The organism is Nocardioides sp. WJ219 (assembly GCF_058559815.1).
Map to the genome: position 1 here is coordinate 648,837 of NZ_JBZUJV010000001.1, position 24,860 is coordinate 673,696.

20 protein-coding genes are annotated in these 24,860 nt (G+C 72.0%); 16 read left to right on the forward strand and 4 right to left on the reverse strand.

All coding sequences use genetic code 11. The features are described 5' to 3' along the window. The first annotated feature begins 213 nt into the window (after positions 1-213). The 9 genes from rpoB to AC4MBH_RS03205 all read left to right on the forward strand — a co-directional run bounded on the left by rpoB (position 214) and on the right by AC4MBH_RS03205 (position 15,190). The gene (rpoB, locus tag AC4MBH_RS03165) at positions 214-3,738 is read left to right on the forward strand and encodes a DNA-directed RNA polymerase subunit beta (protein ID WP_491792880.1); all 3,525 of its coding nucleotides are present in this window, start codon (positions 214-216) and stop codon (positions 3,736-3,738) included. Positions 3,739-3,820: 82 nt separating this feature from the next. Then, entirely contained in the window at positions 3,821-7,708 is a 3,888-nt protein-coding gene (locus AC4MBH_RS03170; RefSeq protein WP_491792881.1) for a DNA-directed RNA polymerase subunit beta', read from the forward strand. 96 nt (positions 7,709-7,804) lie between these two features. Further along, the gene (locus AC4MBH_RS03175; RefSeq protein WP_491792882.1) at positions 7,805-9,043 is read left to right on the forward strand and encodes a geranylgeranyl reductase family protein; all 1,239 of its coding nucleotides are present in this window, start codon (positions 7,805-7,807) and stop codon (positions 9,041-9,043) included. A 69-nt stretch (positions 9,044-9,112) separates the two neighbouring features. After that, entirely contained in the window at positions 9,113-9,991 is an 879-nt protein-coding gene (locus AC4MBH_RS03180) for an NUDIX domain-containing protein (RefSeq protein WP_491792883.1), read from the forward strand. Between the two features lie 22 nt (positions 9,992-10,013). Then, entirely contained in the window at positions 10,014-11,279 is a 1,266-nt protein-coding gene (locus AC4MBH_RS03185) for a hydroxyacid-oxoacid transhydrogenase (protein ID WP_491792884.1), read from the forward strand. A 168-nt stretch (positions 11,280-11,447) separates the two neighbouring features. Then, positions 11,448-12,632, forward strand: a complete 1,185-nt coding sequence (locus tag AC4MBH_RS03190; protein WP_491792885.1) for a class I SAM-dependent methyltransferase — start codon at positions 11,448-11,450, stop codon at positions 12,630-12,632. Next, a complete protein-coding gene (locus AC4MBH_RS03195; protein WP_491792886.1) occupies positions 12,629-13,642 on the forward strand; it encodes a hypothetical protein in 1,014 nt (337 codons plus the stop codon). Before AC4MBH_RS03190 ends, AC4MBH_RS03195 begins: the two co-directional genes overlap by 4 nt. 34 nt (positions 13,643-13,676) lie before the next feature. After that, complete coding sequence (locus AC4MBH_RS03200; RefSeq protein WP_491792887.1) at positions 13,677-14,693, forward strand: DNA topoisomerase IB; 1,017 nt, start codon at positions 13,677-13,679, stop codon at positions 14,691-14,693. After that, a complete protein-coding gene (locus tag AC4MBH_RS03205; RefSeq protein WP_491792888.1) occupies positions 14,690-15,190 on the forward strand; it encodes an O-acetyl-ADP-ribose deacetylase in 501 nt (166 codons plus the stop codon). Before AC4MBH_RS03200 ends, AC4MBH_RS03205 begins: the two co-directional genes overlap by 4 nt. Positions 15,191-15,520: 330 nt before the next feature. On the opposite strand, the gene serC is transcribed toward AC4MBH_RS03205, so the two are convergent. Then, positions 15,521-16,648: a phosphoserine transaminase gene (gene serC, locus AC4MBH_RS03210; RefSeq protein WP_491792889.1), complete on the reverse strand. Its 1,128-nt coding sequence runs from the start codon at positions 16,646-16,648 to the stop codon at positions 15,521-15,523. Positions 16,649-16,668: 20 nt separating this feature from the next. Here serC and AC4MBH_RS03215 point away from each other — a divergent pair, with 20 nt between their 5' ends. Further along, positions 16,669-17,184 (forward strand): GNAT family N-acetyltransferase, encoded by a 516-nt coding sequence (locus AC4MBH_RS03215; RefSeq protein ID WP_491792890.1) that lies wholly within the window; start codon positions 16,669-16,671, stop codon positions 17,182-17,184. After that, a complete protein-coding gene (locus tag AC4MBH_RS03220; protein WP_491792891.1) occupies positions 17,181-17,768 on the forward strand; it encodes a hypothetical protein in 588 nt (195 codons plus the stop codon). The genes AC4MBH_RS03215 and AC4MBH_RS03220 overlap by 4 nt, the downstream gene beginning before the upstream one ends. Before the next feature lie 14 nt (positions 17,769-17,782). Here AC4MBH_RS03220 and AC4MBH_RS03225 read toward each other — a convergent pair whose 3' ends face one another. Next, positions 17,783-18,640 carry an NAD(P)H-binding protein gene (locus AC4MBH_RS03225; RefSeq protein WP_491792892.1) on the reverse strand — a complete coding sequence of 286 codons (858 nt, stop codon included), beginning with the start codon at positions 18,638-18,640 and terminating at the stop codon, positions 17,783-17,785. Positions 18,641-18,746: 106 nt separating this feature from the next. Here AC4MBH_RS03225 and AC4MBH_RS03230 point away from each other — a divergent pair, with 106 nt between their 5' ends. Next, positions 18,747-19,169 (forward strand): MarR family winged helix-turn-helix transcriptional regulator, encoded by a 423-nt coding sequence (locus tag AC4MBH_RS03230; protein ID WP_491792893.1) that lies wholly within the window; start codon positions 18,747-18,749, stop codon positions 19,167-19,169. Here AC4MBH_RS03230 and AC4MBH_RS03235 read toward each other — a convergent pair. Beyond that, entirely contained in the window at positions 19,166-19,759 is a 594-nt protein-coding gene (locus AC4MBH_RS03235; RefSeq protein ID WP_491792894.1) for a GNAT family N-acetyltransferase, read from the reverse strand. The two genes, AC4MBH_RS03230 and AC4MBH_RS03235, sit on opposite strands and share 4 nt — an antisense overlap. Further along, on the reverse strand, positions 19,747-20,850 hold the full coding sequence (locus tag AC4MBH_RS03240; RefSeq protein WP_491792895.1) for a citrate synthase 2: 1,104 nt from the start codon (positions 20,848-20,850) through the stop codon (positions 19,747-19,749). Before AC4MBH_RS03240 ends, AC4MBH_RS03235 begins: the two co-directional genes overlap by 13 nt. Before the next feature lie 71 nt (positions 20,851-20,921). Between AC4MBH_RS03240 and pdxH the strand changes: the two genes are divergently transcribed. From pdxH to AC4MBH_RS03260, 4 genes are all read left to right on the forward strand, one after another. Continuing rightward, positions 20,922-21,572 carry a pyridoxamine 5'-phosphate oxidase gene (gene pdxH, locus AC4MBH_RS03245; protein WP_491792896.1) on the forward strand — a complete coding sequence of 217 codons (651 nt, stop codon included), beginning with the start codon at positions 20,922-20,924 and terminating at the stop codon, positions 21,570-21,572. Positions 21,573-21,658: 86 nt separating this feature from the next. Continuing rightward, the gene (locus tag AC4MBH_RS03250; RefSeq protein WP_491792897.1) at positions 21,659-23,017 is read left to right on the forward strand and encodes a glycoside hydrolase family 6 protein; all 1,359 of its coding nucleotides are present in this window, start codon (positions 21,659-21,661) and stop codon (positions 23,015-23,017) included. A 56-nt stretch (positions 23,018-23,073) separates the two neighbouring features. After that, positions 23,074-24,192 (forward strand): peptide chain release factor 2, encoded by a 1,119-nt coding sequence (gene prfB, locus AC4MBH_RS03255; RefSeq protein WP_491792898.1) that lies wholly within the window; start codon positions 23,074-23,076, stop codon positions 24,190-24,192. A 64-nt stretch (positions 24,193-24,256) separates the two neighbouring features. After that, entirely contained in the window at positions 24,257-24,847 is a 591-nt protein-coding gene (locus AC4MBH_RS03260) for an AAA family ATPase (RefSeq protein WP_491792899.1), read from the forward strand. The last annotated feature ends 13 nt before the right edge of the window (positions 24,848-24,860 follow it).

The following is a 24,860-nucleotide window of genomic DNA, read 5'->3' on the forward strand; positions in this document are numbered from 1 at the left end:
GACGTCCCGATCGGCGCCGGGTGCTTGACCCGGGGCCGCTGGCAGTTCATCATCGACCCACGCTCGTCGTCGTGGCGCAAGCCGTCATTGTCGCGCGCCCGAGATTCGTGTATCGTGGCGCTTTGCGTCTGCCCTCAGATACGCATCTGCCTGCCCGGTGGCGATGTTGTGGTGGTCCGACGCTCTCTCGCGACTGACGTCGAAGGATCTCTCTTGGCCGCGCGCAGCACCTCTGCCACTCGCAACACCAGCACGACCGGCAACAACCGCCGCATCTCGTTCGCAAAGATCGAGGAACCACTCGAGGTTCCGCAGCTCCTCTCCCTGCAGACCGACAGCTTCGACTGGCTGGTCGGCAACGAGAAGTGGGACGCCGTCGTCGAGCGCCGCCTCGCCAACGGCGAGGACGTCTCCCGCAAGTCGGGGCTGACGGAGATCTTCGAGGAGATCTCGCCGATCGAGGACTTCTCCGAGACGATGTCGCTCTCGTTCGAGAACCCCGTCTTCTACGACCCCAAGTACTCCGTCGACGAGTGCAAGGAGAAGGACTTCACCTACTCCGCCCCGCTGTACGTCTCCGCCGAGTTCACCAACAACGACACCGGTGAGATCAAGGGCCAGACGGTCTTCATGGGTGACTTCCCCCTGATGACCCCCAAGGGCACCTTCGTCATCAACGGCACCGAGCGCGTCGTGGTCTCCCAGCTGGTCCGCAGCCCCGGCGTCTACTTCGAGCGCACCGCCGACAAGACGTCCGACAAGGACATCTACACCTCGCGGCTGATCCCCTCGCGCGGCGCCTGGCTCGAGTTCGAGATCGACAAGCGCGACCTGGTCGGCGTCCGCCTCGACCGCAAGCGCAAGCAGAACATCACCGTGCTCCTCAAGGCGCTGCAGGCCGTCGCCGAGGACACCGGCGAGGCCTACGACTACGAGGCCGTGATGGCCGAGCTGCGTCAGTTCGAGTCGATCCAGCTCACCGAGGAGAAGGACCACACCCAGGGTCCCGACGACGCGCTGCTCGACATCTACCGCAAGCTTCGTCCCGGCGAGCCGCCGACGCGCGAGGCCGCCCTGACGCTGCTGAAGAACTACTACTTCAACCCCAAGCGCTACGACCTGGCCAAGGTCGGTCGCTACAAGATCAACAAGAAGCTCGGCCTGGTCGAGGCCTTCGACCAGCAGACGCTGACCATCTCCGACGTCGTCAACGCGATCAAGTACATCGTCGCGCTGCACGACGGCCGCGAGACGGTGCCGGCCCCCGCCGGTGAGATCGAGGTCGGCCCCGACGACATCGACCACTTCGGCAACCGGCGCATGCGCACGGTCGGCGAGCTCATCCAGAACCAGCTGCGCACCGGTCTGGCCCGGATGGAGCGCGTGGTCCGCGAGCGGATGACCACCCAGGACGTCGAGGCGATCACGCCGCAGTCGCTGATCAACATCCGCCCGGTCGTGGCGGCGCTGAAGGAGTTCTTCGGCACCTCCCAGCTCTCGCAGTTCATGGACCAGACCAACCCGATCGCCGGCCTGACCCACAAGCGTCGGCTCTCCGCGCTCGGCCCGGGTGGTCTCTCCCGCGACCGCGCCGGCATGGAGGTCCGCGACGTCCACCCATCGCACTACGGCCGCATGTGCCCGATCGAGACCCCCGAGGGTCCCAACATCGGTCTGATCGGGTCGCTGGCCTCCTACGGCCGGATCAACCCGTACGGCTTCGTCGAGACGCCCTACCGCAAGGTCGAGAACGGCCGGGTCACCGACCAGATCGACTACCTCACCGCCGACGACGAGGACCGCGAGGTCATCGCGCAGGCCAACCAGATCCTCGACGAGGACGGCAAGTTCGTCGAGGAGCGGGTGCTCGTGCGCCAGCGCGACGGCGAGGTCTCCGAGATCCTGGCCGCCGAGGTCGACTACATGGACGTCTCGCCGCGGCAGATGGTCTCGGTCGCCACCGCGCTCATCCCGTTCCTCGAGCACGACGACGCCAACCGCGCGCTCATGGGCGCCAACATGCAGCGCCAGGCCGTCCCGCTGATCACCAGTGACTCCCCGCTCGTCGGCACCGGCATCGAGTACCGCGCCGCCGTCGACGCCGGTGACGTGGTCGTCGCCGACCACGCCGGCGTGGTCAAGGAGGTCTCGGCCGACCTGGTCGAGACGATGAACGACGACGGCACGTACACGACGTACAAGCTGGCGAAGTTCCGTCGCTCCAACCAGGGCACCTGCATCAACCAGCGCCCGCTGGTCCTCGAGGGTGACCGGGTCGAGGTCGGGTCGCCGATCGCCGACGGTCCGTGCACCGACAAGGCCGAGATGGCGCTGGGCACCAACCTGCTCGTCGCCTTCATGCCGTGGCAGGGCCACAACTACGAGGACGCGATCATCCTCAGCCAGCGCCTGGTGCAGGAGGACGTCCTCACCTCGATCCACATCGAGGAGCACGAGGTCGACGCCCGCGACACCAAGCTCGGGCCCGAGGAGATCACCCGCGACATCCCCAACGTCTCCGAGGAGATGCTGGCCGACCTCGACGAGCGCGGCATCATCCGCATCGGCGCCGAGGTCACCACGGGCGACATCCTGGTCGGCAAGGTCACGCCCAAGGGCGAGACCGAGCTCACCCCCGAGGAGCGGCTGCTCCGCGCGATCTTCGGCGAGAAGGCGCGCGAGGTGCGCGACACCTCGATGAAGGTCCCGCACGGCGAGTCCGGCACCGTCATCGGCGTCCGGGTCTTCGACCGCGAGGACGGCGACGAGCTGCCCCCCGGCGTCAACCAGCTGGTGCGGGTCTACGTCGCCCAGAAGCGCAAGATCTCGGTCGGCGACAAGCTCGCCGGACGCCACGGCAACAAGGGCGTCATCGCCAAGATCCTCCCGATCGAGGACATGCCGTTCATGGAGGACGGCACCCCGGTCGACGTCGTGCTCAACCCGCTCGGTGTGCCGCGCCGGATGAACATCGGCCAGATCCTCGAGCTGCACCTCGGCTGGCTGGCCAAGCAGGGCTGGGACCTCGAGCTGAGCGACCAGCCCGGCGCCGGCGACAAGGACGGCTGGAAGCAGCGGCTCATCAAGATCCACGCCGACAAGGCCGAGCCCGGCACCAAGGTCGCGACCCCGGTCTTCGACGGCGCCCGCGAGGACGAGATCACCGGCCTGCTCGGGTCGACGATCCCCAACCGCGACGGCGTCCGCCTGATCGACGGGACCGGCAAGGCCAACCTGTTCGACGGCCGCTCCGGCGAGCCGTTCAAGGACCCGGTCTCGGTGGGCTACATGTACATCCTCAAGCTCCACCACCTCGTCGACGACAAGATCCACGCGCGCTCGACCGGCCCCTACTCGATGATCACGCAGCAGCCCCTGGGCGGTAAGGCCCAGTTCGGCGGCCAGCGGTTCGGCGAGATGGAGGTCTGGGCGATGGAGGCCTACGGCGCCGCCTACGCCCTGCAGGAGCTGCTGACGATCAAGTCCGACGACGTCCCCGGGCGCGTCAAGGTCTACGAGGCCATCGTCAAGGGCGAGAACATCCCCGACTCCGGCATCCCGGAGTCGTTCAAGGTGCTCGTCAAGGAGATGCAGTCGCTCTGCCTGAACGTCGAGGTGCTCAGCCAGGACGGCTCGCAGATCGAGCTCCGGGACGCGGAGGAGGACGTCTTCCGCGCCGCCGAGGAGCTCGGCATCGACCTGTCCCGCCGCGAGCCCAGCTCGGTCGAAGAGGTCTGAGAGGTCCGGCGCCCCGGGAGGGGCGCCGGCCTCCGACCCCCCTTAATCACTTTTCTCAGTACTACGAAGGGTTGCAGCCATCGTGCTCGACGTGAACTTCTTCGACCAGCTCAAGATCGGCCTGGCCACCGCGGACGACATCCGCACGTGGAGCCACGGCGAGGTCAAGAAGCCGGAGACCATCAACTACCGCACGCTCAAGCCCGAGCGTGACGGCCTCTTCTGCGAGAAGATCTTCGGTCCCACCCGGGACTGGGAGTGCTACTGCGGCAAGTACAAGCGCGTGCGCTTCAAGGGCATCATCTGCGAGCGCTGCGGCGTCGAGGTGACCCGCTCCAAGGTGCGTCGCGAGCGGATGGGCCACATCGAGCTCGCCGCGCCCGTGACCCACATCTGGTACTTCAAGGGCGTGCCGTCGCGGCTGGGCTACCTGCTCGACCTCGCCCCGAAGGACCTGGAGAAGGTCATCTACTTCGCGGCCTACATGATCACCTCGGTCGACGAGGACGCCCGCCACCGCGACCTGACCTCCCTGGAGGCCAAGGTCCAGCAGCAGCGCGAGATGCTCGAGAAGCGTCTCGACAGCTCGATCGCCGACCGCACCAAGAAGCTCGAGGAGGACCTCGCCGCGCTCGAGGCCGAGGGCGCCAAGGCCGACCAGAAGCGCAAGGTGCGCGACGGCGCCGAGCGCGAGATGACCCAGCTGCGCAAGCGCTCGGACATCGAGACCACCCGCCTCGACGAGGTGTGGAGCACCTTCAAGTCGCTCAAGGTCCAGGACCTCATGGGTGACGAGCTGCTCTACCGCGAGCTGAAGAACTGGTTCGGCAAGTACTTCGAGGGCCACATGGGCGCCACGGCGATCCAGAAGCGCCTCGAGGGCTTCGACATCGAGGGCGAGGTCGAGTCGCTGCGCGAGACCATCGCGACCGGCAAGGGCCAGAAGAAGGTCCGCGCCCTCAAGCGCCTCAAGGTCGTCGACGCGTTCCGCAAGACCGGCAACGAGCCGCGCGGCATGGTGCTCGACGCCGTCCCGGTCATCCCGCCGGACCTGCGCCCCATGGTCCAGCTCGACGGTGGCCGCTTCGCCACCTCCGACCTGAACGACCTCTACCGCCGGGTCATCAACCGCAACAACCGGCTCAAGCGGCTGCTCGACCTCGGCGCGCCCGAGATCATCGTCAACAACGAGAAGCGGATGCTCCAGGAGGCCGTCGACTCGCTGTTCGACAACGGCCGCCGCGGTCGTCCGGTGACCGGCCCGGGCAACCGGCCGCTGAAGTCGCTGTCCGACATGCTCAAGGGCAAGCAGGGTCGCTTCCGCCAGAACCTGCTCGGCAAGCGCGTCGACTACTCCGGCCGCTCGGTCATCGTCTCGGGCCCGCAGCTCAAGCTGCACCAGTGCGGTCTGCCGAAGAACATGGCGATCGAGCTGTTCAAGCCCTTCGTGATGAAGCGGCTGGTCGACCTGTCCCACGCGCAGAACATCAAGTCCGCCAAGCGGATGGTCGAGCGCGCCGTGCGTCCCGAGGTCTGGGACGTGCTCGAGGAGGTCATCACCGAGCACCCGGTGCTGCTCAACCGGGCACCCACGCTCCACCGCCTCGGCATCCAGGCCTTCGAGCCCCAGCTGATCGAGGGCAAGGCCATCCAGATCCACCCGCTCGTCTGCACGGCGTTCAACGCCGACTTCGACGGCGACCAGATGGCGGTGCACCTGCCGCTGTCGGCCGAGGCCCAGGCCGAGGCGCGGATCCTGATGCTCTCGACCAACAACATCCTCAAGCCGTCCGACGGACGACCCGTGACCATGCCGACCCAGGACATGATCATCGGGCTGTTCTTCATGACCTCCGACCGCGACGGGGTGCCCGGCGAGGGCCGCGCGTTCTCGTCGGTGGCCGAGGCGATCATGGCGTTCGACAAGCACGAGATCGCCCTGCAGAGCCGGGTCAAGATCCGCCTCGACGACGTCGTGGCGCCGATGGACCACCCCGACCACACCGGTGACCTGGTCACGATGACCCTCGACACCACGCTGGGCCGGGCGCTGTTCAACGAGACCCTGCCGGCCGACTACCCCTTCGTGAACTACGAGGTGGGCAAGAAGGCCCTCGGCGCGATCGTCAACGACCTCGCCGAGCGCTACACCAAGGTCGAGGTCGCCGCCTCGCTCGACGCCCTCAAGGACACCGGCTTCTACTGGGCCACCCACTCCGGTGTCACGGTCTCGATCGACGACGTCGTGACCCCGGACAACAAGGCCGAGATCCTCGGCGAGTTCGAGATCAAGGCCGCCAAGATCCAGAAGCAGTTCGAGCGTGGTCTGGTCACCGACGAGGAGCGCCGCCAGGAGCTCATCGAGATCTGGACCGAGGCCTCGAACATGGTCGGGCGGGCCATGGAGGACAACTTCGAGACCCACAACCGGACCAACCCGATCTTCGTCATGGTCAACTCCGGCGCGTCCGGCAACATGAACCAGATCCGGCAGGTCGCGGCCATGCGTGGTCTGGTGGCCAACCCCAAGGGCGAGATCATCCCGCGGCCGATCAAGTCGAACTTCCGGGAGGGCCTGACCGTCCTGGAGTACTTCATCGCCACCCACGGTGCCCGCAAGGGTCTGGCCGACACCGCGCTCCGCACGGCCGACTCGGGCTACCTGACCCGTCGTCTGGTCGACGTGTCGCAGGACGTCATCATCCGCGAGGACGACTGCGGCACCGAGCGGGGCCTGCCGAAGAAGATCGGCGAGGTGCTCGAGGACGGCTCGGTGACCAAGCACGAGCACGTCGAGACCTCGGCGTACGCCCGGTCGGCGGCGTCCGAGATCACCCACCCCGAGACCGGCGAGGTGCTGGTCGAGGCGGGTGGCGACCTCGGCGACGTCAAGATCGGCGAGCTCATCGCGGCCGGCATCGCGGAGGTCAAGGTCCGCTCGGTCCTGACCTGCGACGCCAAGACCGGTACCTGCGCGAAGTGCTACGGCCGCTCGCTGGCCACCGGCAAGCTCGTCGACATCGGTGAGGCGGTCGGCATCATCGCCGCCCAGTCGATCGGTGAGCCCGGCACCCAGCTGACGATGCGTACCTTCCACACCGGTGGTTCGGCCGCGGCCGACGACATCACGCAGGGTCTGCCCCGCGTGGTCGAGGTGTTCGAGGCGCGCTCGCCCAAGGGTCTGGCGCCGATCGCCGAGGCCGCCGGCCGCGTCGAGATCGACGAGACCGACAAGGCCCGCAAGGTCCTGCTCACGCCGGACGACGGGTCGGAGGTCAAGGAGTACGTCGTCAGCCGACGCGTGCGCCTGCTGATCGCCGACGGCGACCGGGTCGAGGTGGGCCAGCAGCTCACCGTCGGCACGCCGGACCCCAAGGAGGTGCTGCGCATCCAGGGCATCCGTACCGCCCAGGAGCACCTCGTGGAGTCGGTGCAGAGCGTCTACCGCAGCCAGGGCGTGTCGATCCACGACAAGCACATCGAGATCATCGTGCGGCAGATGCTGCGGCGCGTGACCGTGCTCGAGTCGGGCGAGAGCAACCTGCTGCCGTCCGACCTCGTCGACCGGGTCCGCTTCGAGGAGGAGAACCGCCGCGTCGTCTCCGAGGGCGGCAAGCCGGCCTCGGGTCGTGCCGAGCTCATGGGCATCACCAAGGCCTCGCTCGCCACGGAGTCGTGGCTCTCGGCGGCCTCCTTCCAGGAGACCACCCGGGTGCTCACCGACGCCGCGATCCACGGTCGCTCCGACAGCCTGCGTGGCCTGAAGGAGAACGTGATCATCGGCAAGCTGATCCCGGCCGGTACCGGCCTGGAGCGCTACCGCAACATCCGGGTCGAGCCGACCGAGGAGGCCCGCGCCGCGGCGTACTCGGTCACCGGCTACGACACCTACGACTACGAGTTCGGCGCTGCCGGCACGGGTCAGGCTGTTGCCCTGGACGACTTCGACTTCGGGTCGTACCAGAACTGAGCACCTGAGCAGTCCAGGTCACGGTGACCCGTCGCACGCGTGCGACGGGTCACCGTCGTTTTTCGGGTGTCCAGGGGCGGGTGGGACACTGGGTGGGTGAGCGTGCTGACGAGGGAGACCGACGTCCTGGTGGTCGGCGCGGGCCCGGCGGGCTCGGCCGCGGCCGCGTGGTCCGCGCGGGCGGGGCTCGACACCGTGCTGGCCGACATGGCTGTCTTCCCGCGCGACAAGACCTGCGGTGACGGCCTGACGCCCCGCGCCGTCCACGAGCTCTCGCGGCTCGGCCTCGAGGACTGGCTCCGCGCGCACACCGTCAACCAGGGGCTGCGGGCGCACGGGTTCGGGCAGACGCTGCTGCTTCCGTGGCCCGGTGGCACCCTGCCCGACTGGGGGAGCGCGGTGGCCCGCACCGAGCTCGACGACCACCTGCGCACCACCGCGATCAAGAGCGGCGCGACGGCGGTCGACGGCGCCCGCGCGGTCGACGTACGCCGCGACGGCGCGCGGGTGACCGCGGTCGTGTTCAAGCAGGGCGAGGAGACCTTCGAGATCGGCTGCCGGCGCCTCGTCGTGGCCGACGGCGTCCGCTCCCCGCTCGGCAAGCTGCTCGGGCGCGAGTGGCACCGCGAGACCGTCTACGGCGTCGCCGGGCGGTCCTACGTCGCCAGCGCGATGTCCGACGACCCGTGGATCAGCAGCCACCTCGAGCTGCGCGGCCAGGACGGCGCCATCCTCTCCGGCTACGGCTGGATCTTCCCGCTGGGCAACGGCGAGGTGAACCTCGGCGTCGGCACCCTGGCCACCGCCAAGCGGCCGGCCGAGATCGCCATCAAGCCGCTCATGGACTTCTACGCCGAGGAGCGGCGCGAGGAGTTCGAGCTCGAGGGCCCGATCCGGGCCAAGACCTCGGCGCTGCTGCCGATGGGCGGGGCGGTGAGCAACGTCGCGGGCCGCAACTGGGCGCTCATCGGCGACGCCGCCGGCTGCGTCAACCCGCTCAACGGCGAGGGCATCGACTACGGCCTCGAGACCGGGCGGCTGCTGGTCGAGGTCATGCAGGAGCGCGACGAGCTCGACCTGGCCTGGCCGGCCCTGCTGCGCGACCACTACGGCGAGGCGTTCTCGATCGCCCGCCGGCTCGCGGGCCTGGTCACCGTGCCGCGGCTGCTGCCGGCCCTCGGCCCGGCCGGCATGCGCTCGGACTGGCTGATGACCCTCGCGCTGCGCTGGATGGGCAACCTGGTCACCGACGAGGACCGCGACCGCGCGGCGCGCGTGTGGCGCTGGGCCGGACGACGCTCGCTGGCGCAGGACCACCGCCCGCCGTTCGGCTAGGCCCGGGCCCCGGGCGCACGTCCGGGGACCACCCCGACGGCGGCACCCCGGTTGCATAGGGTTGGCGGCATGGCAGGCAACCGGGTGCAGCGCGTGGCGGCGTACGCCGTCATCGTGCGCGACGGGCAGATCCTGCTCAGCCGGCTGGCGCCGCGGGTCTCGCGCAGCGAGCTGTGGACGCTGCCCGGCGGCGGCCTCGACCACGGCGAGGACCCGCGTGACGCCGTGGTCCGGGAGGTGCACGAGGAGACGGGCCTCGACGTCACCGTGGGGGAGTCCGCGCGCACCTTCAGCCTGCACCTGCCCGACACCTGGCGCCGCGGTCGTCGCGTCGACGCCCACTCGTTGCGCATCGTCTACGACGGCTGGGTGCCGCTCGACTCGCCCGAGCCGCGCGTCGTGGAGGTCGACGGGTCGACGATCGAGGCGGCCTGGCGGCCGATCGCGGGGGTGCTCGACGGCACCGTCCCGACGGTCGCGATGGTCAAGGAGGCGCTCGGCACCTACCGGCCCCACCGGTGGCAGCGGGTCGCGGCGTACGCCCTGGTGCGCCGGGCCGAGCCCGACGAGCAGGTGCTGCTGACGCGCGTCTCGCCGCGCGGCTTCCACACCGGCCAGTGGTCGCTGCCGGGCGGGGGAGTGGACTTCGGGGAGGACCCCGCCGCCGGCGTGGTGCGCGAGGTCGCCGAGGAGACCGGCGCCAAGGCCACCGTCGAGCGGCTCCTCGGCACCGTCACCGACACGGTGTCCGGCACGGCGCCCAACGGGCGCGACGAGGAGGTGCAGACCGTCGGGCTGGTCTACGCCGCCACGCTGCCGCCGGGCGCGACGTTCGAGGTCGAGGTCGGTGGCACCACCGACGCGGTCGAGTGGGTGCGGGTGGCCGACGTCGAGTCGGGTGCCGTCCCGGTGGTCGACACGGTCCGGCAGGCCCTGGGACTGCGCTGAGGCGGGCTCCTACAGTGGCGTGGTGACCGAGACCGTCTTCACCTACGCAGCACCGGCGCTCAAGTTCGGGTCCGGCTCGTCCGGCGAGATCGGGCACGACCTGGCCGCGCTCGGCGCGCGGCGGGTCCTGCTGGTGACCGACCCCGGCGTCGCCGCCACCGGCCACCCCGCCCGGATCGCCGAGCAGATCGGCGCCTGCGGGCTGGAGGTCACGACGTACGACGCGGCGCGGGTCGAGCCCACCGACGAGTCGATGGCCGACGCGATCGCGTTCGCCCGCGACGCCGGGTCCTTCGACGCGATCGTGGCGGTGGGCGGCGGCTCGGCGATCGACACCGCCAAGGCGGTCAACCTGCTCTGCACCAACCCGGGCGAGCTGATGGACTACGTCAACGCCCCGGTCGGCCGGGCCCAGGCCCCGACCCGGCCGCTGCTGCCGCTGGTCGCCGTGCCCACGACCACCGGGACAGGCAGCGAGAGCACCACGATCTGCGTGCTCGACGTGCTGTCGCTGCACGTGAAGACCGGGATCAGCCACCCCCGGCTGCGGCCGACGATGGCCGTGGTCGACCCGGCCCTGACCCTCACCCAGCCGGCGACGGTGACCGCGGCGGCGGGGATGGACATCCTGTGCCACGCGCTGGAGAGCTACACCGCGCGCTGGTTCGGCGACTTCGAGGCCAAGCGACCCGAGCAGCGCGTGCCCTACTGCGGTGCCAACCCGATCGCCGACCTGTGGTCGGAGCGGGCGATGTCGCTGCTGTCCGGGTCGTTCCGGCGGGCGGTGGCCGACGGCGGCGACGTCGAGGCGCGCGAGCAGATGTCGCTCGCGGCCACCTTCGCCGGCCTCGGTTTCGGCAACGCCGGGGTGCACGTGCCGCACGCCAACGCCTACCCGATCGCCGGCCGGGTGCGCGACTACCGGCCCGCGGGCTACCCCGACGCCCCGATCGTGCCGCACGGGATGGCGGTCTCGCTGACCGCGCCCGAGGCCTTCCGCTTCACCTTCGACGCCGCCCCCGAGCGGCACCTCACCGCCGCCCGGCTGCTCGACCCGACGGTGCCGACGTCGGCGTCCGGTCCCGACGTGCTGCCGGGCGTGCTGGTGGCGCTGATGCGCGACGTCGGCATCCCCCGCGGGCTGGCGGAGGTCGGCTACGGCGAGGCCGACGTCGACGCCCTGGTCGACGGTGCGCTGCAGCAGCAGCGGCTGCTGGCCACCGCGCCCAAGGAGGTCACCGGCGACGACCTGGCCGGGGTGTTCCGGGGGTCGATGGAGCACTGGTGAGGCTCCGCGCGCTGGCGGGAGGGTCTCGAGACGGTCGTGGCCGCCCTCCTCGATCCTCGTGGGTGCGGGGGCGGCCTAGGCTGGGGAGGTGAACCCCCGCTACCGCCGCCTCGTGATCCCGGTGGCCCTGGTGGCGTTGCTGGTGATCGTGCTCGTGGCGGCCGTGCTGTGACCGCGTCGCTGGACTCCGCGCTCGCCCTGGTGCGCGAGGCGCTGCTCGATACCGACGCCCTGGTGCGCGCCGTGGCGTCGGGACGCCGGAGGACCGAGGTGCCGGCGTGGCGGCGGGTGGAGGCGAGGTACGTCGACCTGAAGGCGGGGCGACACCTGCAGGTGACGTCGTACGACGCCACGCAGGCGCACACCGTCAACCACGCGGCCGGCGACGCCGCGGCCGCCGCGGTCGACGCGCTGCTGGCCGAGCCGTTCGGCAACTGGCACGTCGAGACCGCCACCCACGTCCACCAGGTCCGGGTGACCAAGCGGGGCGAGGCGCTGGTGAGCAGCAAGGCCCGCGCCGAGACCGTGGCCGCCGAGCACGGGCACGACCGCGCCAAGGACCGGCTCCTCGCCGCCGACGACCCGCTGTGGCGGGCGCTCGGGCTGGCCGACAAGCCGAGCCGCGCCGCCAAGGTGCGCCAGGTGGAGGAGTTCCTGCGGCTGCTCGACGCCGCAGTGACCGACGCCCGGGCCACCGGGCACCTGCGCAAGCCGACCGTCGAGGACCCGTTGCGGGTCGCCGACCTCGGGTGCGGCAACGCCTACCTGACCTTTGCCGCGCAGCGCTTCCTCACCGACGTGAGGGGGATCCCGGTCGCGATGACCGGGGTCGACGTCAAGGAGCAGTCGCGCGAGCACAACACCCAGGTCGCCGCCGAGCTGGGGCTCGGGGCCACCTTCGTCGTCGGCTCGATCGCCGAGGCCGTGGTCGACCCGGCGCCGGAGGTGGTGCTGGCGCTGCACGCCTGCGACACCGCGACCGACGAGGCCCTGGCCCGGGCGGTCGGGTGGGAGGCGCCGCTGGTGCTCGCGGCGCCGTGCTGCCACCACGACGTGGCCGCGCAGCTGCGCACCGCGCCCACCCCGACGCCGTACGACGAGCTGACCCGGCACGGCATCCTGCGCGAGCGGCTCGCCGACACCCTCACCGACGGGCTGCGCGCGTCGCTGATGCGGCTCCAGGGCTACCGGGTCGACGTGGTCGAGTTCGTCGCCAGCGAGCACACCCCGCGCAACACGATGCTCCGTGCGGTGCGCACCGGGGTGGTGGCCGACGGGGTCGCGGACGACTACGAGTCCCTGGTGGGGCAGTGGGGGCTGCGGCCGCGACTGGCCGCGCTGCTGGAGCGATGAGGGCCGCCGACGTGGGTCGGGTGCTGGCCGCGGCGACGGCGCTGCCCTTCGTGGTGGGGTTCGCCACCGCCCCGGCTGCGCCGGGCGGCCGGGTCGAGCTCACGTTCAGCGACCCCGCGATCGTCGAGTCGAGCGGGCTCGTGGCGCGCGACGGGCTCGTGGTCACCACCAACGACTCCGGTGACACCGGTCGCGTCTTCACCGTGGACCGGGCCACCGGCGACACCGTCGGGGTCACGACCTGGAGCGAGGAGCCGGAGGACGTCGAGGCGCTGGCCCCGGCCGGCGACGGCGCCCGCGAGGTGTGGGTCGCCGACATCGGCGACAACCCCGAGTCGCGCGACTCGGTCACGGTGACCCGGGTGCCCGTCGGGCGGGGCGACCGCGACGTCCGTGACGCCGACCTGCCGTCGTACGAGCTGGTCTACCCCGACGGCCCCCGCGACGCCGAGACGCTCCTGGTCGACCCGAGCGGTCGCCTGGTCGTGGTGACCAAGGGGATCTTCGGCGGCGACGTGCTGCGCGCACCCCAGCGGCTCGACCCCGACAAGGCCAACCCGATGCGCTCGATCGGCACCGCCCACGCGATCGCCACCGACGGCGCGTTCTGGCCCGACGGGCGCCACCTCGTGGTCCGCGGCTACTCCACCGCGGTCGTCTACACCTGGCCGGGGCTCGACGCCGTCGACTCGTTCGCGCTGCCCGACCAGCCCCAGGGGGAGGGCATCACCGTCGACGAGGACGGCGTCGTGCTGGTCAGCACCGAGGGCGCGGGCTCCCGGGTGCTGCGGGTGCGGCTGCCGCGACCGGTCGCGGCGGCGGTCGCACCCGAACCGGAGGTCACGCCGGGACCGGAGGTCGCGCCGACGCCGGCGGCGCAGCCGGAGGTGCCTCCCGCCGACGCCGACGACGAGGCCGGTGGGCGCTCGGCCTGGCCGTTCGCCGTGGGGATCGGGTTCGGCGCGGTGGGGCTCGTGGTGCTGCTCCGCTCGCTCCGTCCACGTGGGTGAGGAAAGGCCGGTCGCCCGTCCCTAGGGTCGGGGCGTGGTCCGTCTCCGTCGCACGTCGCCCGACCAGCGGGGCTGGACGCGCCGCCGCGCCGGGAAGGGCTTCGTCTACCTCGACGACCGCGGCAACCGGCTGCCACCCGAGGACGTCGCCCGGATCAGGACGCTGGTGATCCCGCCGGCCTGGCAGGAGGTCTGGATCACGCCGTACGCCAACGGCCACCTGCAGGCCGTCGGCACCGACGACGCCGGGCGCCGCCAGTACCTCTACCACCCCGAGTGGCGGCTGAGGCGGGACGCCGAGAAGTTCGACCGGATGCTGCTCTTCGGCAAGGGCCTGGTCAAGGCCCGCGAGCGGGTGCTGGGCGACCTCGGTCGCGAGGGCATGCCCCTCGAGCGCGCCTGTGCCGCCGCCGTACGGCTGCTGGACCTCGGCTACTTCCGCATCGGCAACGACGTCTACGCCGACACCAACGGCTCCTTCGGGCTGACCACGCTCGAGCGCCGGCACGTGCGCCGCCAGCAGGACCGGCTGGTGTTCGCCTTCACCGGCAAGTCCGGCGTCGACCACCGGATCGAGATCGACGACGCCACGGTGGTCGAGGCCGTGGAGATCATGCGGCGTCGCCGGGCCAAGGACGACCCGCGGCTGATGGCCTACCAGGAGGGCCGCAGCTGGCGCTCGGTCATCCCCGACCTGGTCAACACCTACGTGCGCGAGGCCACCGGGCTCGAGGCCACCGCCAAGGACTTCCGCACCTGGCACGCCACCGTGCTGGCCGCGGCCGCGCTGGCCGAGTCCCCCGAGCCGGGCCAGACCAAGGCCTCGCGCAAGCGGGCGGTCTCCTCGGCGATGAAGCAGGTCTCGGAGTTCCTCGGCAACACCCCGACCCTGGCCCGTTCCTCCTACGTCGACCCGCGGGTGATCGAGGCCTACGAGCGCGGCCTGACGATCCGGAGGACGACGCAGCGCCGGTACGACAACCCCGACGAGCGGCAGGCGGCGCTGGAGCGGGCCACGCTCACGCTGATCAAGGCGGTGGCCCAGCGGTGACGGCGGAGGTCACGGTCGTGCAGGGCGACATCACCACCCAGGACGTCGACGCAGTCGTCAACGCCGCCAACCGGGCGATGCGCGGCGGCGGCGGCGTGGACGGCGCCATCCACCGCGCCGGCGGACCCGCGGTCCTCGAGGACTGCCGCCGCCGGTTCCCCACCGGGCTCGCCACCGGCGACGCGGGCTGGACGACGGCCGGGGCGATGCCGGCGCGCTGGGTCATCCACGTCGTGGGACCGAACCACACGCGCGGCGAGCGGGACCGGTCCCTGCTGGTCTCCTGCTACGCCCGCGCCCTGGCCGTCGCCGACGAGCTCGGGGCCCGCACCGTGGCGTTCCCCCTCGTCTCGGCCGGTGTCTACGGCTGGCCCCTCGACGACGCGATCGCGGCCGCCGTCGACACCCTGCGGACGACCCCGACCGAGGTGACCGAGGCCCGCGTCATGGCGTTCGGCCGGGCGTCGTACGACGCGGTGGCTGCGGCGTTGCGCTGACCGCTGCCCCCGATGGATCTGTCGTTGCCGTTCGATCGCGCGGGAACGACACTTCTGTGGGCCGGGGATCTGTCATTGCCGTTCGATCGCGCGGGAACGACACTTCTGTGGGCCGGGGATCTGTCGTTGCCGTTCGATCGCGCGGGAACGACACTTCTGTGGGCCGGGGATCTGTCGTTGCCGTTCGATCGCGCGGGAACGACACTTCTGTGGGCCGGGGATCTGCCATTGCCGTTCGATCGCGCGGGAACGGCGACCCGACCCGGCCCGACCCGCCCCGCCCACCAGGCCGACCGGCTCAGGTCGAGGGCGACGCCCATACCCCGCGGGTCAGAGGCGCTCGACGACGTGGTCGATGCAGCGGGTGAGCGCCGCGACGTCGGCGGGGTCGACGGCGGGGTACATCGCGATCCGGAGCTGGTTCTGGCCGAGCTTGCGGTAGGGCTCGGTGTCGACGATGCCGTTGGACCGCAGCACCGCCGCGACTGCAGCGGCGTCGACCGACTCGTCGAGGTTGATGGTGCCGATCACCAGCGAGCGGTGGTCGGGCTCGCGCACGTAGGGGTAGGCGTAGGAGGACGCCTCGGCCCAGCCGTAGAGGGTGTCGGAGGAGGCGGTGGTGCGCTCGACCATCGCGGCGAGGCCGCCCTCGCCGTTCATCCAGTCGAGCTGCTCGGCCATCAGGAAGAGCGTGGCCACCGCGGGCGTGTTGTAGGTCTGGTTCTTGGTGGAGTTGTCGATCGCGGTCGGCAGGTCGAAGAACGCCGGGACGTGCCGGTCGCTCGCCGCGATCCGGGCAGCCCGCTCGAGCGCGGCCGGCGACATGATCGCGATCCACAGGCCGCCGTCGGAGGCGAAGGACTTCTGGGGGGCGAAGTAGTAGACGTCGGACTCGGCGAGGTCGACCGGGAGGCCGCCGGCGCCGGAGGTGGCGTCGATGAGCACGAGGGCGCCGTCGGGTCCGTCGGCGGTCGTGCCGGCGGGCCGCACGACGGGCGCCATCACCGCGGTCGAGGTCTCGTTGTGGGCCCAGGCGTAGGCGTCGACGCCGTCCTCGGCGACGGCCACCGGACGCGAGCCGGGGTCGCTCGCGATGACGCTCGGCTCGTCGAGCCACGGCGCCGCCTGGGCGGCCTTGGCGAACTTGGCGGAGAACTCGCCGAACGACAGGTGCTGCGACCTGCGCTCGACCAGGCCGTGGGTGGCGACGTCCCAGAACGCCGTGGCGCCGCCGTTGCCGATCACCACCTCGTAGCCGTCGGGCACCGAGAACAGCTCGGTCAGGCCGGTCCGCACCCGCCCCACGAGGTCGCGCACGGGGGCCTGCCGGTGGGAGGTGCCCATCAGCGAGCGGCCGGTGGCGGCGAGCGCGTCGAGGTGGGCCGGCTGGATCTTCGACGGCCCGGCGCCGAACCGTCCGTCGGCGGGCAGCAGGTCGGCGGGGATCTCGATCGTCACCGTCCTAGTCTGGCAGCGCCATGAGCCAGACCCCACGACCCGTCCAGATGCACCCGCTGCGCCTGGTGCGCGTCGGCCACGGCGATCCCGACGCGCTGCGGCTCGTCGAGGAGGTCCAGGCCGAGTACGTCGCGCGCTACGGCGGCCGCGACGAGACCCCGCTCGACCCGCTGGTGTTCGAGCCGCCGGCCGGCAGCTTCTTCGTCGGCCACCTCGACGGCGAGCCGGTCGTCACCGGGGCCTGGCGGCGGGTGGCCGTCGAGGCGTTCGGCGCCACCGCCACCGCCGAGGTCAAGCGCATGTACGTCGTCCCCGCCGCCCGCGGGCTCGGCCTGGCCCGCGCGGTCCTGGCCCACCTCGAGACGACGGCCGCTGCGGCGGGCGCGGAGGCGATGGTGCTCGAGACCGGGTTGCAGCAGCCCGAGGCGATCGCGCTCTACGAGTCCTCGGGCTACACGCGCATCCCCGGCTTCGGCCACTACCGCGACTCGCCGGTCAACCGGTGCTTCGGCAAGGACCTGCGGGAGCCGCGGTGAGGCTGCCGATGAAGGCCGCCCAGGGCGTGCGCGACGGGTCGGTCACGCTCGCGTTCCGCCGCTGGCGGCGACCGGACGTCGCGCCAGGAGCGGTGTTCACCAGCTCCTCGGGCATGGTGCGCGTCGACGCCGTCGAGGTGGTCGACCCGGACCTCATCACCGACGACGAGGCGGTGCTCGCCGGCTGGCGCGACGCCGAGCGGCTGCGCGCGCGCCTGGCCGGCGACGACGAATGGCCGACGTACAAGGTGACCGTGTCGTGGGTGGGGGAGGACCCGCGGCTGGCCCTGCGGGCCAGCGCCGACCTCACCGACGACGACGTCGCCCACCTCGACCGTCGCCTGGAGCGGCTCGACCGGGCCAGCAGCCACGGCGCCTGGACGATGACCACGCTGCGGCTGGTCGAGGCGCACCCCGAGCGGCGCGCGCCCGACCTCGCCGCGATGGTCGGCCGCGAGACGGCGCCGTTCAAGATCGACGTCCGCAAGCTGAAGAACCTCGGCCTCACCCTCAGCCACCGCGTCGGCTACGAGCTCTCCCCGCGCGGTGCGGCGTACCTGGCCCGGACCACCCGCCCGGGCTGACGCGTCCGGACCGGTCAGCGGACGGCGTCGCCGACAGCCTCACCCGCCAGCTCGTGGAGGTGGTCGGCGACGAACGCGTGGAAGGGGCGGGCCGGACGACCGGTGACCCGCTCGACGCCGTCGGTGACCGTGGCGTAGACGCCGGCGCGCACCCGCTCGTAGGTGGTGACCAGCTCCCAGTGCTCGAAGCCCTCGGCGCCGGCGACGGCGTCCTCGACGGACACCTCGAGGTGCTCGACGGGGCGGCCGAGTGCCTCGGCGAGCACGGCGACCGTCGCGGGGAGGGTGAACGCCTCCGGTCCGGACAGCTCGTGGACGGTGCCGGCGAGGGCGTCGTCGAGCAGCGCGCGCTCGGCGACGGCGGCGATGTCGCGGGCGTCGATCCAGGCCAGGGCCGCGCCGCCGGTCGGGAAGGCCAGCCGGCCGGCGGCCACGTCGCGGCGCAGGTAGCGGTCGTCGGTGAAGACCTGGGCGAACCAGCCCGGGCGCAGGATCGCCCAGCTGCGGCCGCTCTCGCGCACCGCCCGCTCGACCTCCAGCGCCCAGGTGCCGGGCGCGAACGAGTCGGCGTCCTGCTCCGAGAGCTGCACGACGCGGGTGTGGGCCGGGGTGGCCCGCAGCAGGTCGGCCACCAGGGTCGGGGCGTCCTCCAGGTCGGGGCGGACGACGTAGACCGCGTCGACGCCGTCGACCGCCGCGGCCCAGCCGGCGGGGTCGTCCCAGGAGAACGCCGTCGGGCGCACCCCGGGGAGGTCGATGGAGGCCGGGTCGGAGCTGCCGCCGAGCACCTCGACGTCGTCGTGGGCGGTGAGCAGTCGGGCGAGCGGTGCGCCGGTCTTGCCGCGGACACCGGTGATCAGGACACGTGTCATGGGGGTTCTCCTCAATGCTTGAGTGACTACAGGATCGACACCATCGAAGCACCGATGCATGAGTTGATCAAGCATTTTCTGTGAGTGACTCACGTATCCTGGAGCCGTGCGCCTCGAGGACCAGCTCTACGACTTCGTCTACGCCTACGAGGCGGCGTTCGAGCGCGCCGCGCACCCCGCCGGCCTCAGCGGCGCGCAGGCCTGCGTGCTGGTGCAGCTCGGCCGGGGGAGCCGCACGATGGGCGAGCTGGCCACCGAGCTCGCCTGCGACGCCTCCAACGTCTCTCAGCTGGTCGGTCGGCTCGAGTCGCGCGGCCTGGTGACCCGCGAGCCCGACCCGCACGACCGCCGCACCCGGCGCGTCTCGGTCACCGAGGCCGGTGTCGACGTCAGCCGGGACGTCGAGGAGCGCTTCACCCTGCCGTCCGACGGCGTCGCCCGCCTCAGTGGAGCCGAGCGCGAGCAGCTGTCGGCCCTGCTGGCGAAGGCGTTCACCCCGTCCGCGGCCGAGGCGGGACAGCCCGGCTAGTCCGGCTGGTCCGACTGGTCCGGCTGGTCCAGCTGCCCGCCCAGGTACGTCGTCCGGTCGACCTGGTAGCGCACCTCGCCCTGCTCCCAGCCGGGGAGGGCGACGTCCCGGGGGCGGACCTCGGTGAGCACGTGCGCCAGGCCGAGCTTGGCCATCACGCCGCGCGAGCCGGCGTTGACGGCCATCGTCTCGGCCCAGACCCGGCCCAGGCCGACGGTGCCGAACGCGTGTGCCAGCAGCGCACGCGACCCCTCCGTCGCGTAGCCGCGGCCCCAGGCGTCGCGCCGCAACCGGTAGCCGAGCTCGGCGGCGTCGGGGTCGGTGTCGTCGGGGATCAGCGCCCACCACCCGAGGAAGGTGCCTGCGGCGTCGTGCCCGAGCCAGTAGCCGATGCCGCGCGCGTCGGCCTCGGGCCGCGTGCGCCGCGGCATCCGCGCCAGCACCTCCTCGCGCGGGGACGCGCGGCCGAGCAGGAACCGCATCACCTCGGGGTCGGAGTCGAGGTCGACGAGCAGCTCGGTGTGCTCGTGGGTGAGCGGCTCGAGGACCAGCCGCTCGGTGCGCAGGACCGGGCGGGTCAGTCGGCCCACTCGGGCTTCCAGCCGTCGACCTCGGAGGCCGGACGGGCGGACGGGCCGGTGTAGATGGCCGAGGGCCGGATCAGGCGACCGGTCTTCTTCTGCTCCAGGATGTGGGCCGACCAGCCGCCGGTGCGGGCGCAGGTGAACATCGAGGTGAACATGTTCGACGGCACCTCGGCGAAGTCGAGGACGATCGCGGCCCAGAACTCCACGTTGGTCTCGAGCACGCGGTCGGGACGCCGCTCGCGCAGCTCCTTCAGCGCCGCCTGCTCCAGGGCCTCGGCGACCTCGTAGCGGGGGGCGTCGAGCTCCTTGGCCGTCCGCCGCAGCACCCGGGCGCGCGGGTCCTCGGCGCGGTAGACGCGGTGGCCGAAGCCCATCAGCCGCTCGCCGGAGTCGAGGAGGCCCTTGACGTAGGCGGTGGCGTCGCCCTGCTCCTCGACGGCCTCGATCATCGTCAGCACACGGGCCGGGGCACCGCCGTGCAGCGGGCCGCTCATCGCGCCGATCGCGCCCGAGAAGGCCGCGGCGACGTCGGCGCCGGTGGAGGTGATCACCCGGGCGGTGAAGGTGGAGGCGTTCATGCCGTGCTCGGCGGCGCTGCTCCAGTAGGCGTCGATGGCCTTGACGTGCTTGGGGTCGGCCTCGCCCTTCCACCGGATCAGGAACTTCTCGGCCAGCGTGGCGCCCTCGTCGACGACCTTCTGCGGGACGACGGCCTGGTGCAGGCCGCGGGCCGACTGGGCGGCGTACGACAGCACCATGACGGCGACCCGGCCGAGGTCGGCCCGGGCCTGCTCGTCGGTGATGTCGTAGGTCTGGCCGAAGCCGAACGCGGGGGCCAGCATCGCCACCGCCGCCTGGACGTCGACGCGCACGTCGCCGGTGTGGACGGGCAGGTTGTAGGGCTCGGCCGGCGCGAGGCCGGGGGCGTAGGTGCCGTCGATCAGCAGGCCCCACACGTTCTCGAAGGGGACGCGCCCGACGATGTCCTCGATGTCGACGCCGCGGTAGCGCAGCGCCGAGCCTTCCTTGTCGGGCTCCGCGATCTCGGTCTCGAAAGCGACGACGCCCTCGAGCCCGTGGTGTACCTCGGTCATGCGTCGCTCCTTCACAAGCGGATGAGAGGCGTCTTCGCCCCGCGGCATTGTGCCCCACTACGTTGGGGCGCATGGGAGAGGCGCAGGACCTGGCTGCGCTGCGGCGCGAGTACGCCGCCGGCGGGCTGTCGGAGGACGACCTCACCGGTGACCCCGTCGGCATGTTCGAGCGCTGGTTCGCCGAGGCGCACGACGCCGGGCTGGCCGAGCCCAACGCGATGGTCGTGGCCACCGTCTCGCCCGAGGGCCAGCCGGCCGCGCGCACGGTGCTGCTCAAAGGCGTGGGTCCCGACGGGTTCCGGTTCTTCACCAACCAGGCGTCGCGCAAGGGCTCCGAGCTCGCCGCCCAGCCGCGGTGCGCGCTGCTGTTCCCGTGGCACCAGCTCGAGCGGCAGGTGCGGGTCGACGGCGTCGCCACGCTGTTGCCGCGCGCCGACGTCGAGGACTACTTCTCCCAGCGCCCGCGCAGCTCCCGGCTCGGGGCGTGGGCCTCGCCCCAGTCGCAGGTCGTGCCCGGGCGCGCCGCCCTCGCGGCGGCGTACGACGAGGCGGAGGCGCGGTTCGCCGGCACCGACGCCGTCCCGCCGCCGGAGCACTGGGGTGGCTACCTCGTGCGCCCCGAGGTCGTGGAGTTCTGGCAGGGCCGGCCGAACCGGCTGCACGACCGGCTCGTCTACCGGCGGGCCGGCGACGGCTGGGAGACCGTGCGGCTCGCACCGTGAGCACTCAACCCGGGTGCCCGCCGGGCCGATCACCTGGGAGAAGGGCACCGAGCCGGTGCCGCCCCCCACGTCGAACGGCTGGACCCTTGCCTCGGACATCCCTGCTCGCCGCCCTCGTGCTCGTCCTGGTCGCGACCGTGCTGGCCCCTGCCTCGGCGGCCGACCCCGGACGTCCCCGCGACGTCGACGTCGACATCCGCTCCGGTGGGCTGCCCGGGTTCACGCTGACCTGGGCCGACCCCGCCGCGGGCGCCCCGACGTCGTACGAGGTGCTCGTCGACGGCGCCGTGCGCCAGGTGGTCGCCGGCAGCGTCCGCAAGGCCCTGGTGACCGGGCTGGCGCGCGGCGGCACCTACCGGGTCGCGGTGCGCGCGGTGGCCGGCGGCCAGCGCGGCGAGGCCGTCGGGCAGTCGCTCGTGCTGACCTACGGGCCCGCCACGCCCCGGCTCGCCGCCAACCCGACCAACCCGCTCGCCGGGCTCGAGTGGGGCACCTACCTCGGCCGCGCCGACGACGCCTACGAGCCGTGGCTGCGCGCCACCGGCCCGACCAGGGCCGCGATCGGCCAGATCACCCTGCAGCCCCGGGCGAAGTGGTTCGGCCGGTGGATCGCCGACGCCGACATCGCGTCCAAGGTCGACCAGTACATCCAGGAGTCCACCCACGGTGACCCCGACGTGCTGACGCAGATGACGCTGTTCCGGATGACGCCGTGGGAGAGCGACGCCTGCAAGCGCCTGCCCACCGACGCCGAGGTGGCGTCGTACAAGCGGTACGTGACGAGCGCCGCCGGCGCGATCGGCGACGCCCGGATGGCGGTGGTGCTGCAGCCCGACGGGCCGTTCGCCCGCTGCGTCCCCGGCGGCTCGACACTGCCCTCGCGGCTGATCGCCTGGACGGCGCGGGTGCTCGGCGACCTGCCTCGCACCTCGGTCTACATCGACATGGGCTCGCCCGGCTGGTTCCGCGACGACATCGCCCAGGCCGTCCGGCTCCTGGTCAACGCCGGTGTCGCCGACGCCCGCGGCTTCGCCCTGAGCATCACCCACATGGACACCACCCGGCAGTCGGTGCGCTTCGGCGCCCGGATCGTCGCGGCGCTCGCCGCCCGCGGTATCGAGGACCGGCACTTCGTCGTCGACACCGCCGACAACGGCCGCGGGTTCTCCGGTGCCGACTTCCGCAAGGTCTATCCGCGCAGCGTCTCGATCAACCACGCCAAGATGTGCAGCACGCCGACGCAGGAGCTGTGCGTCGCGCTCGGGATCCCGCCGACCACCGACGTGGCCCACCCGCGCTGGGGGCTCCCGGCCCCGGTACGCCGCCTCGCGGCGCAGCACGTCGACGCCTACCTGTGGATCAACCGGCCGTGGCTGCAGCACCAGGTCGCGCCGTTCATGGTCAGCCACGCGGTGGCGCTGGCAGACCAGAACCCGTTCGACTGAGGCGCGACCGAGGCGCGACTGACCGGTCCGACGGAGGCCGAGTAGCCTTGGTCGTTGTGGCAGGCCCCGATTACGAATCCGAGATCAAGCAGCTCCAGGCGACGATGAGCACCATCGGCCAGGTGCTCGACCTCGACCGCATGCGCGCCGACATCGCCGACCTCGGCGAGCAGGTGGCGGCACCCGACCTGTGGGACGACCAGGCCAACGCCACCCGGGTGACCGGGCGGCTCTCCGACCTGCAGGGCCAGGTCGACCGCTTCGCCGAGCTGAGCACCCGCATCGAGGACATCGGGATCATGGTCGAGCTCGGCCTCGCCGAGGGCGACGAGGACTCGCTGGCCGACGCCGAGCGCGAGCTCGGCAAGGTCAAGAAGGCCGTGGAGAGCCTCGAGGTCCGCACCCTGCTCGCCGGTGAGTACGACGCCCGCGAGGCGCTGGTGACCATCCGGTCCGGCGCCGGGGGCGTCGACGCCGCCGACTTCGCCGAGATGCTGATGCGGATGTACATCCGCTGGGCCGAGCAGCACGACTACAAGGTCGAGGTCTACGAGACCTCCTACGCCGAGGAGGCCGGCCTGAAGTCGGCGACCTTCGCGGTGCACGCGCCGTACACCTACGGCACGCTCTCGGTCGAGGCCGGCACCCACCGGCTGGTGCGGATCAGCCCCTTCGACAACCAGGGCCGCCGCCAGACGTCGTTCGCCGCCGTCGAGGTGGTGCCGGTGCTGGAGCAGACCGACGAGATCGAGATCCCCGAGGAGGAGATCAAGACCGACGTCTTCCGCTCCGGCGGCCCGGGCGGCCAGTCGGTCAACACGACCGACTCGGCGGTGCGGCTCACGCACCTGCCCACCGGGATCGTGGTGTCCTGCCAGAACGAGAAGAGCCAGCTGCAGAACAAGGCCAGCGCGCTCGTCGTCCTCAAGGCCAAGCTGCTCGCGGCCAAGAAGGCCGAGGAGAAGGCCCACCTCGACGGCCTGCGCGGCGACGTCCAGGCCAGCTGGGGCGACCAGATGCGCAACTACGTGCTCAACCCCTACCAGATCGTCAAGGACCTCCGGACCGGCTTCGAGGTCGGCAACCCGACCTCGGTCTTCGACGGTGACCTCGACGGCTTCCTCGAGGCCGGCATCCGCTGGCGTCGCGGCAGCGAGCGCGCCGCCGAGAACTAGGGCGTGTCCCAGCCCGTCCCGAGCTGGGAGGCGGGGCCGGCGCCGGACGTGATCGGATGACGCCGTGCACCTGGTGGTCCTGTTCGGTCCTCCGGCGGTCGGCAAGATGACCGTCGGCCGCGAGGTCGCGCGGCTGACGCCGTACCGGCTGTTCCACAACCACGCGACGATCGAGCCGCTGCTGGGGATCTTCGAGTTCGGCACGCCGCCGTTCGAGCGGCTCAAGGGTGAGTTCCGCCGCCGGATCATCGAGGAGGCCCTCGCCCACGGGTTGCCGGGGCTGGTGTTCACGGTCGTCTGGGCCCTGGACAGCGCCGAGGACGCGGCGTTCGTGGAGCGGCTCGTCGCGCCCGTCGAGGCGGCCGGCGGTCGCGTCGACTTCGTCGAGCTGTGGTCGAGCCAGGCGACCCGGCTCGGCCGGGAGGGCACGCCGCTGCGGCTCGAGGTCAAGGCGTCCAAGCGCGACGTCGCGTGGGCGCGCGGCAACCTGCTCGACTGGGACGAGCGGCACCGGATGAGCACCGGTCCCGACCAGGCGTTCCCGCTCGCGGACCGCTACCCGCTCCACCGCGTGGACAACGACGACCTCACGCCGGAGGAGGCCGCGACGCGGGTCGTCGACCTGCTGGGGCTGCCGCGCTCGTCCTCGCCGTGACCCTTCCGAGGAG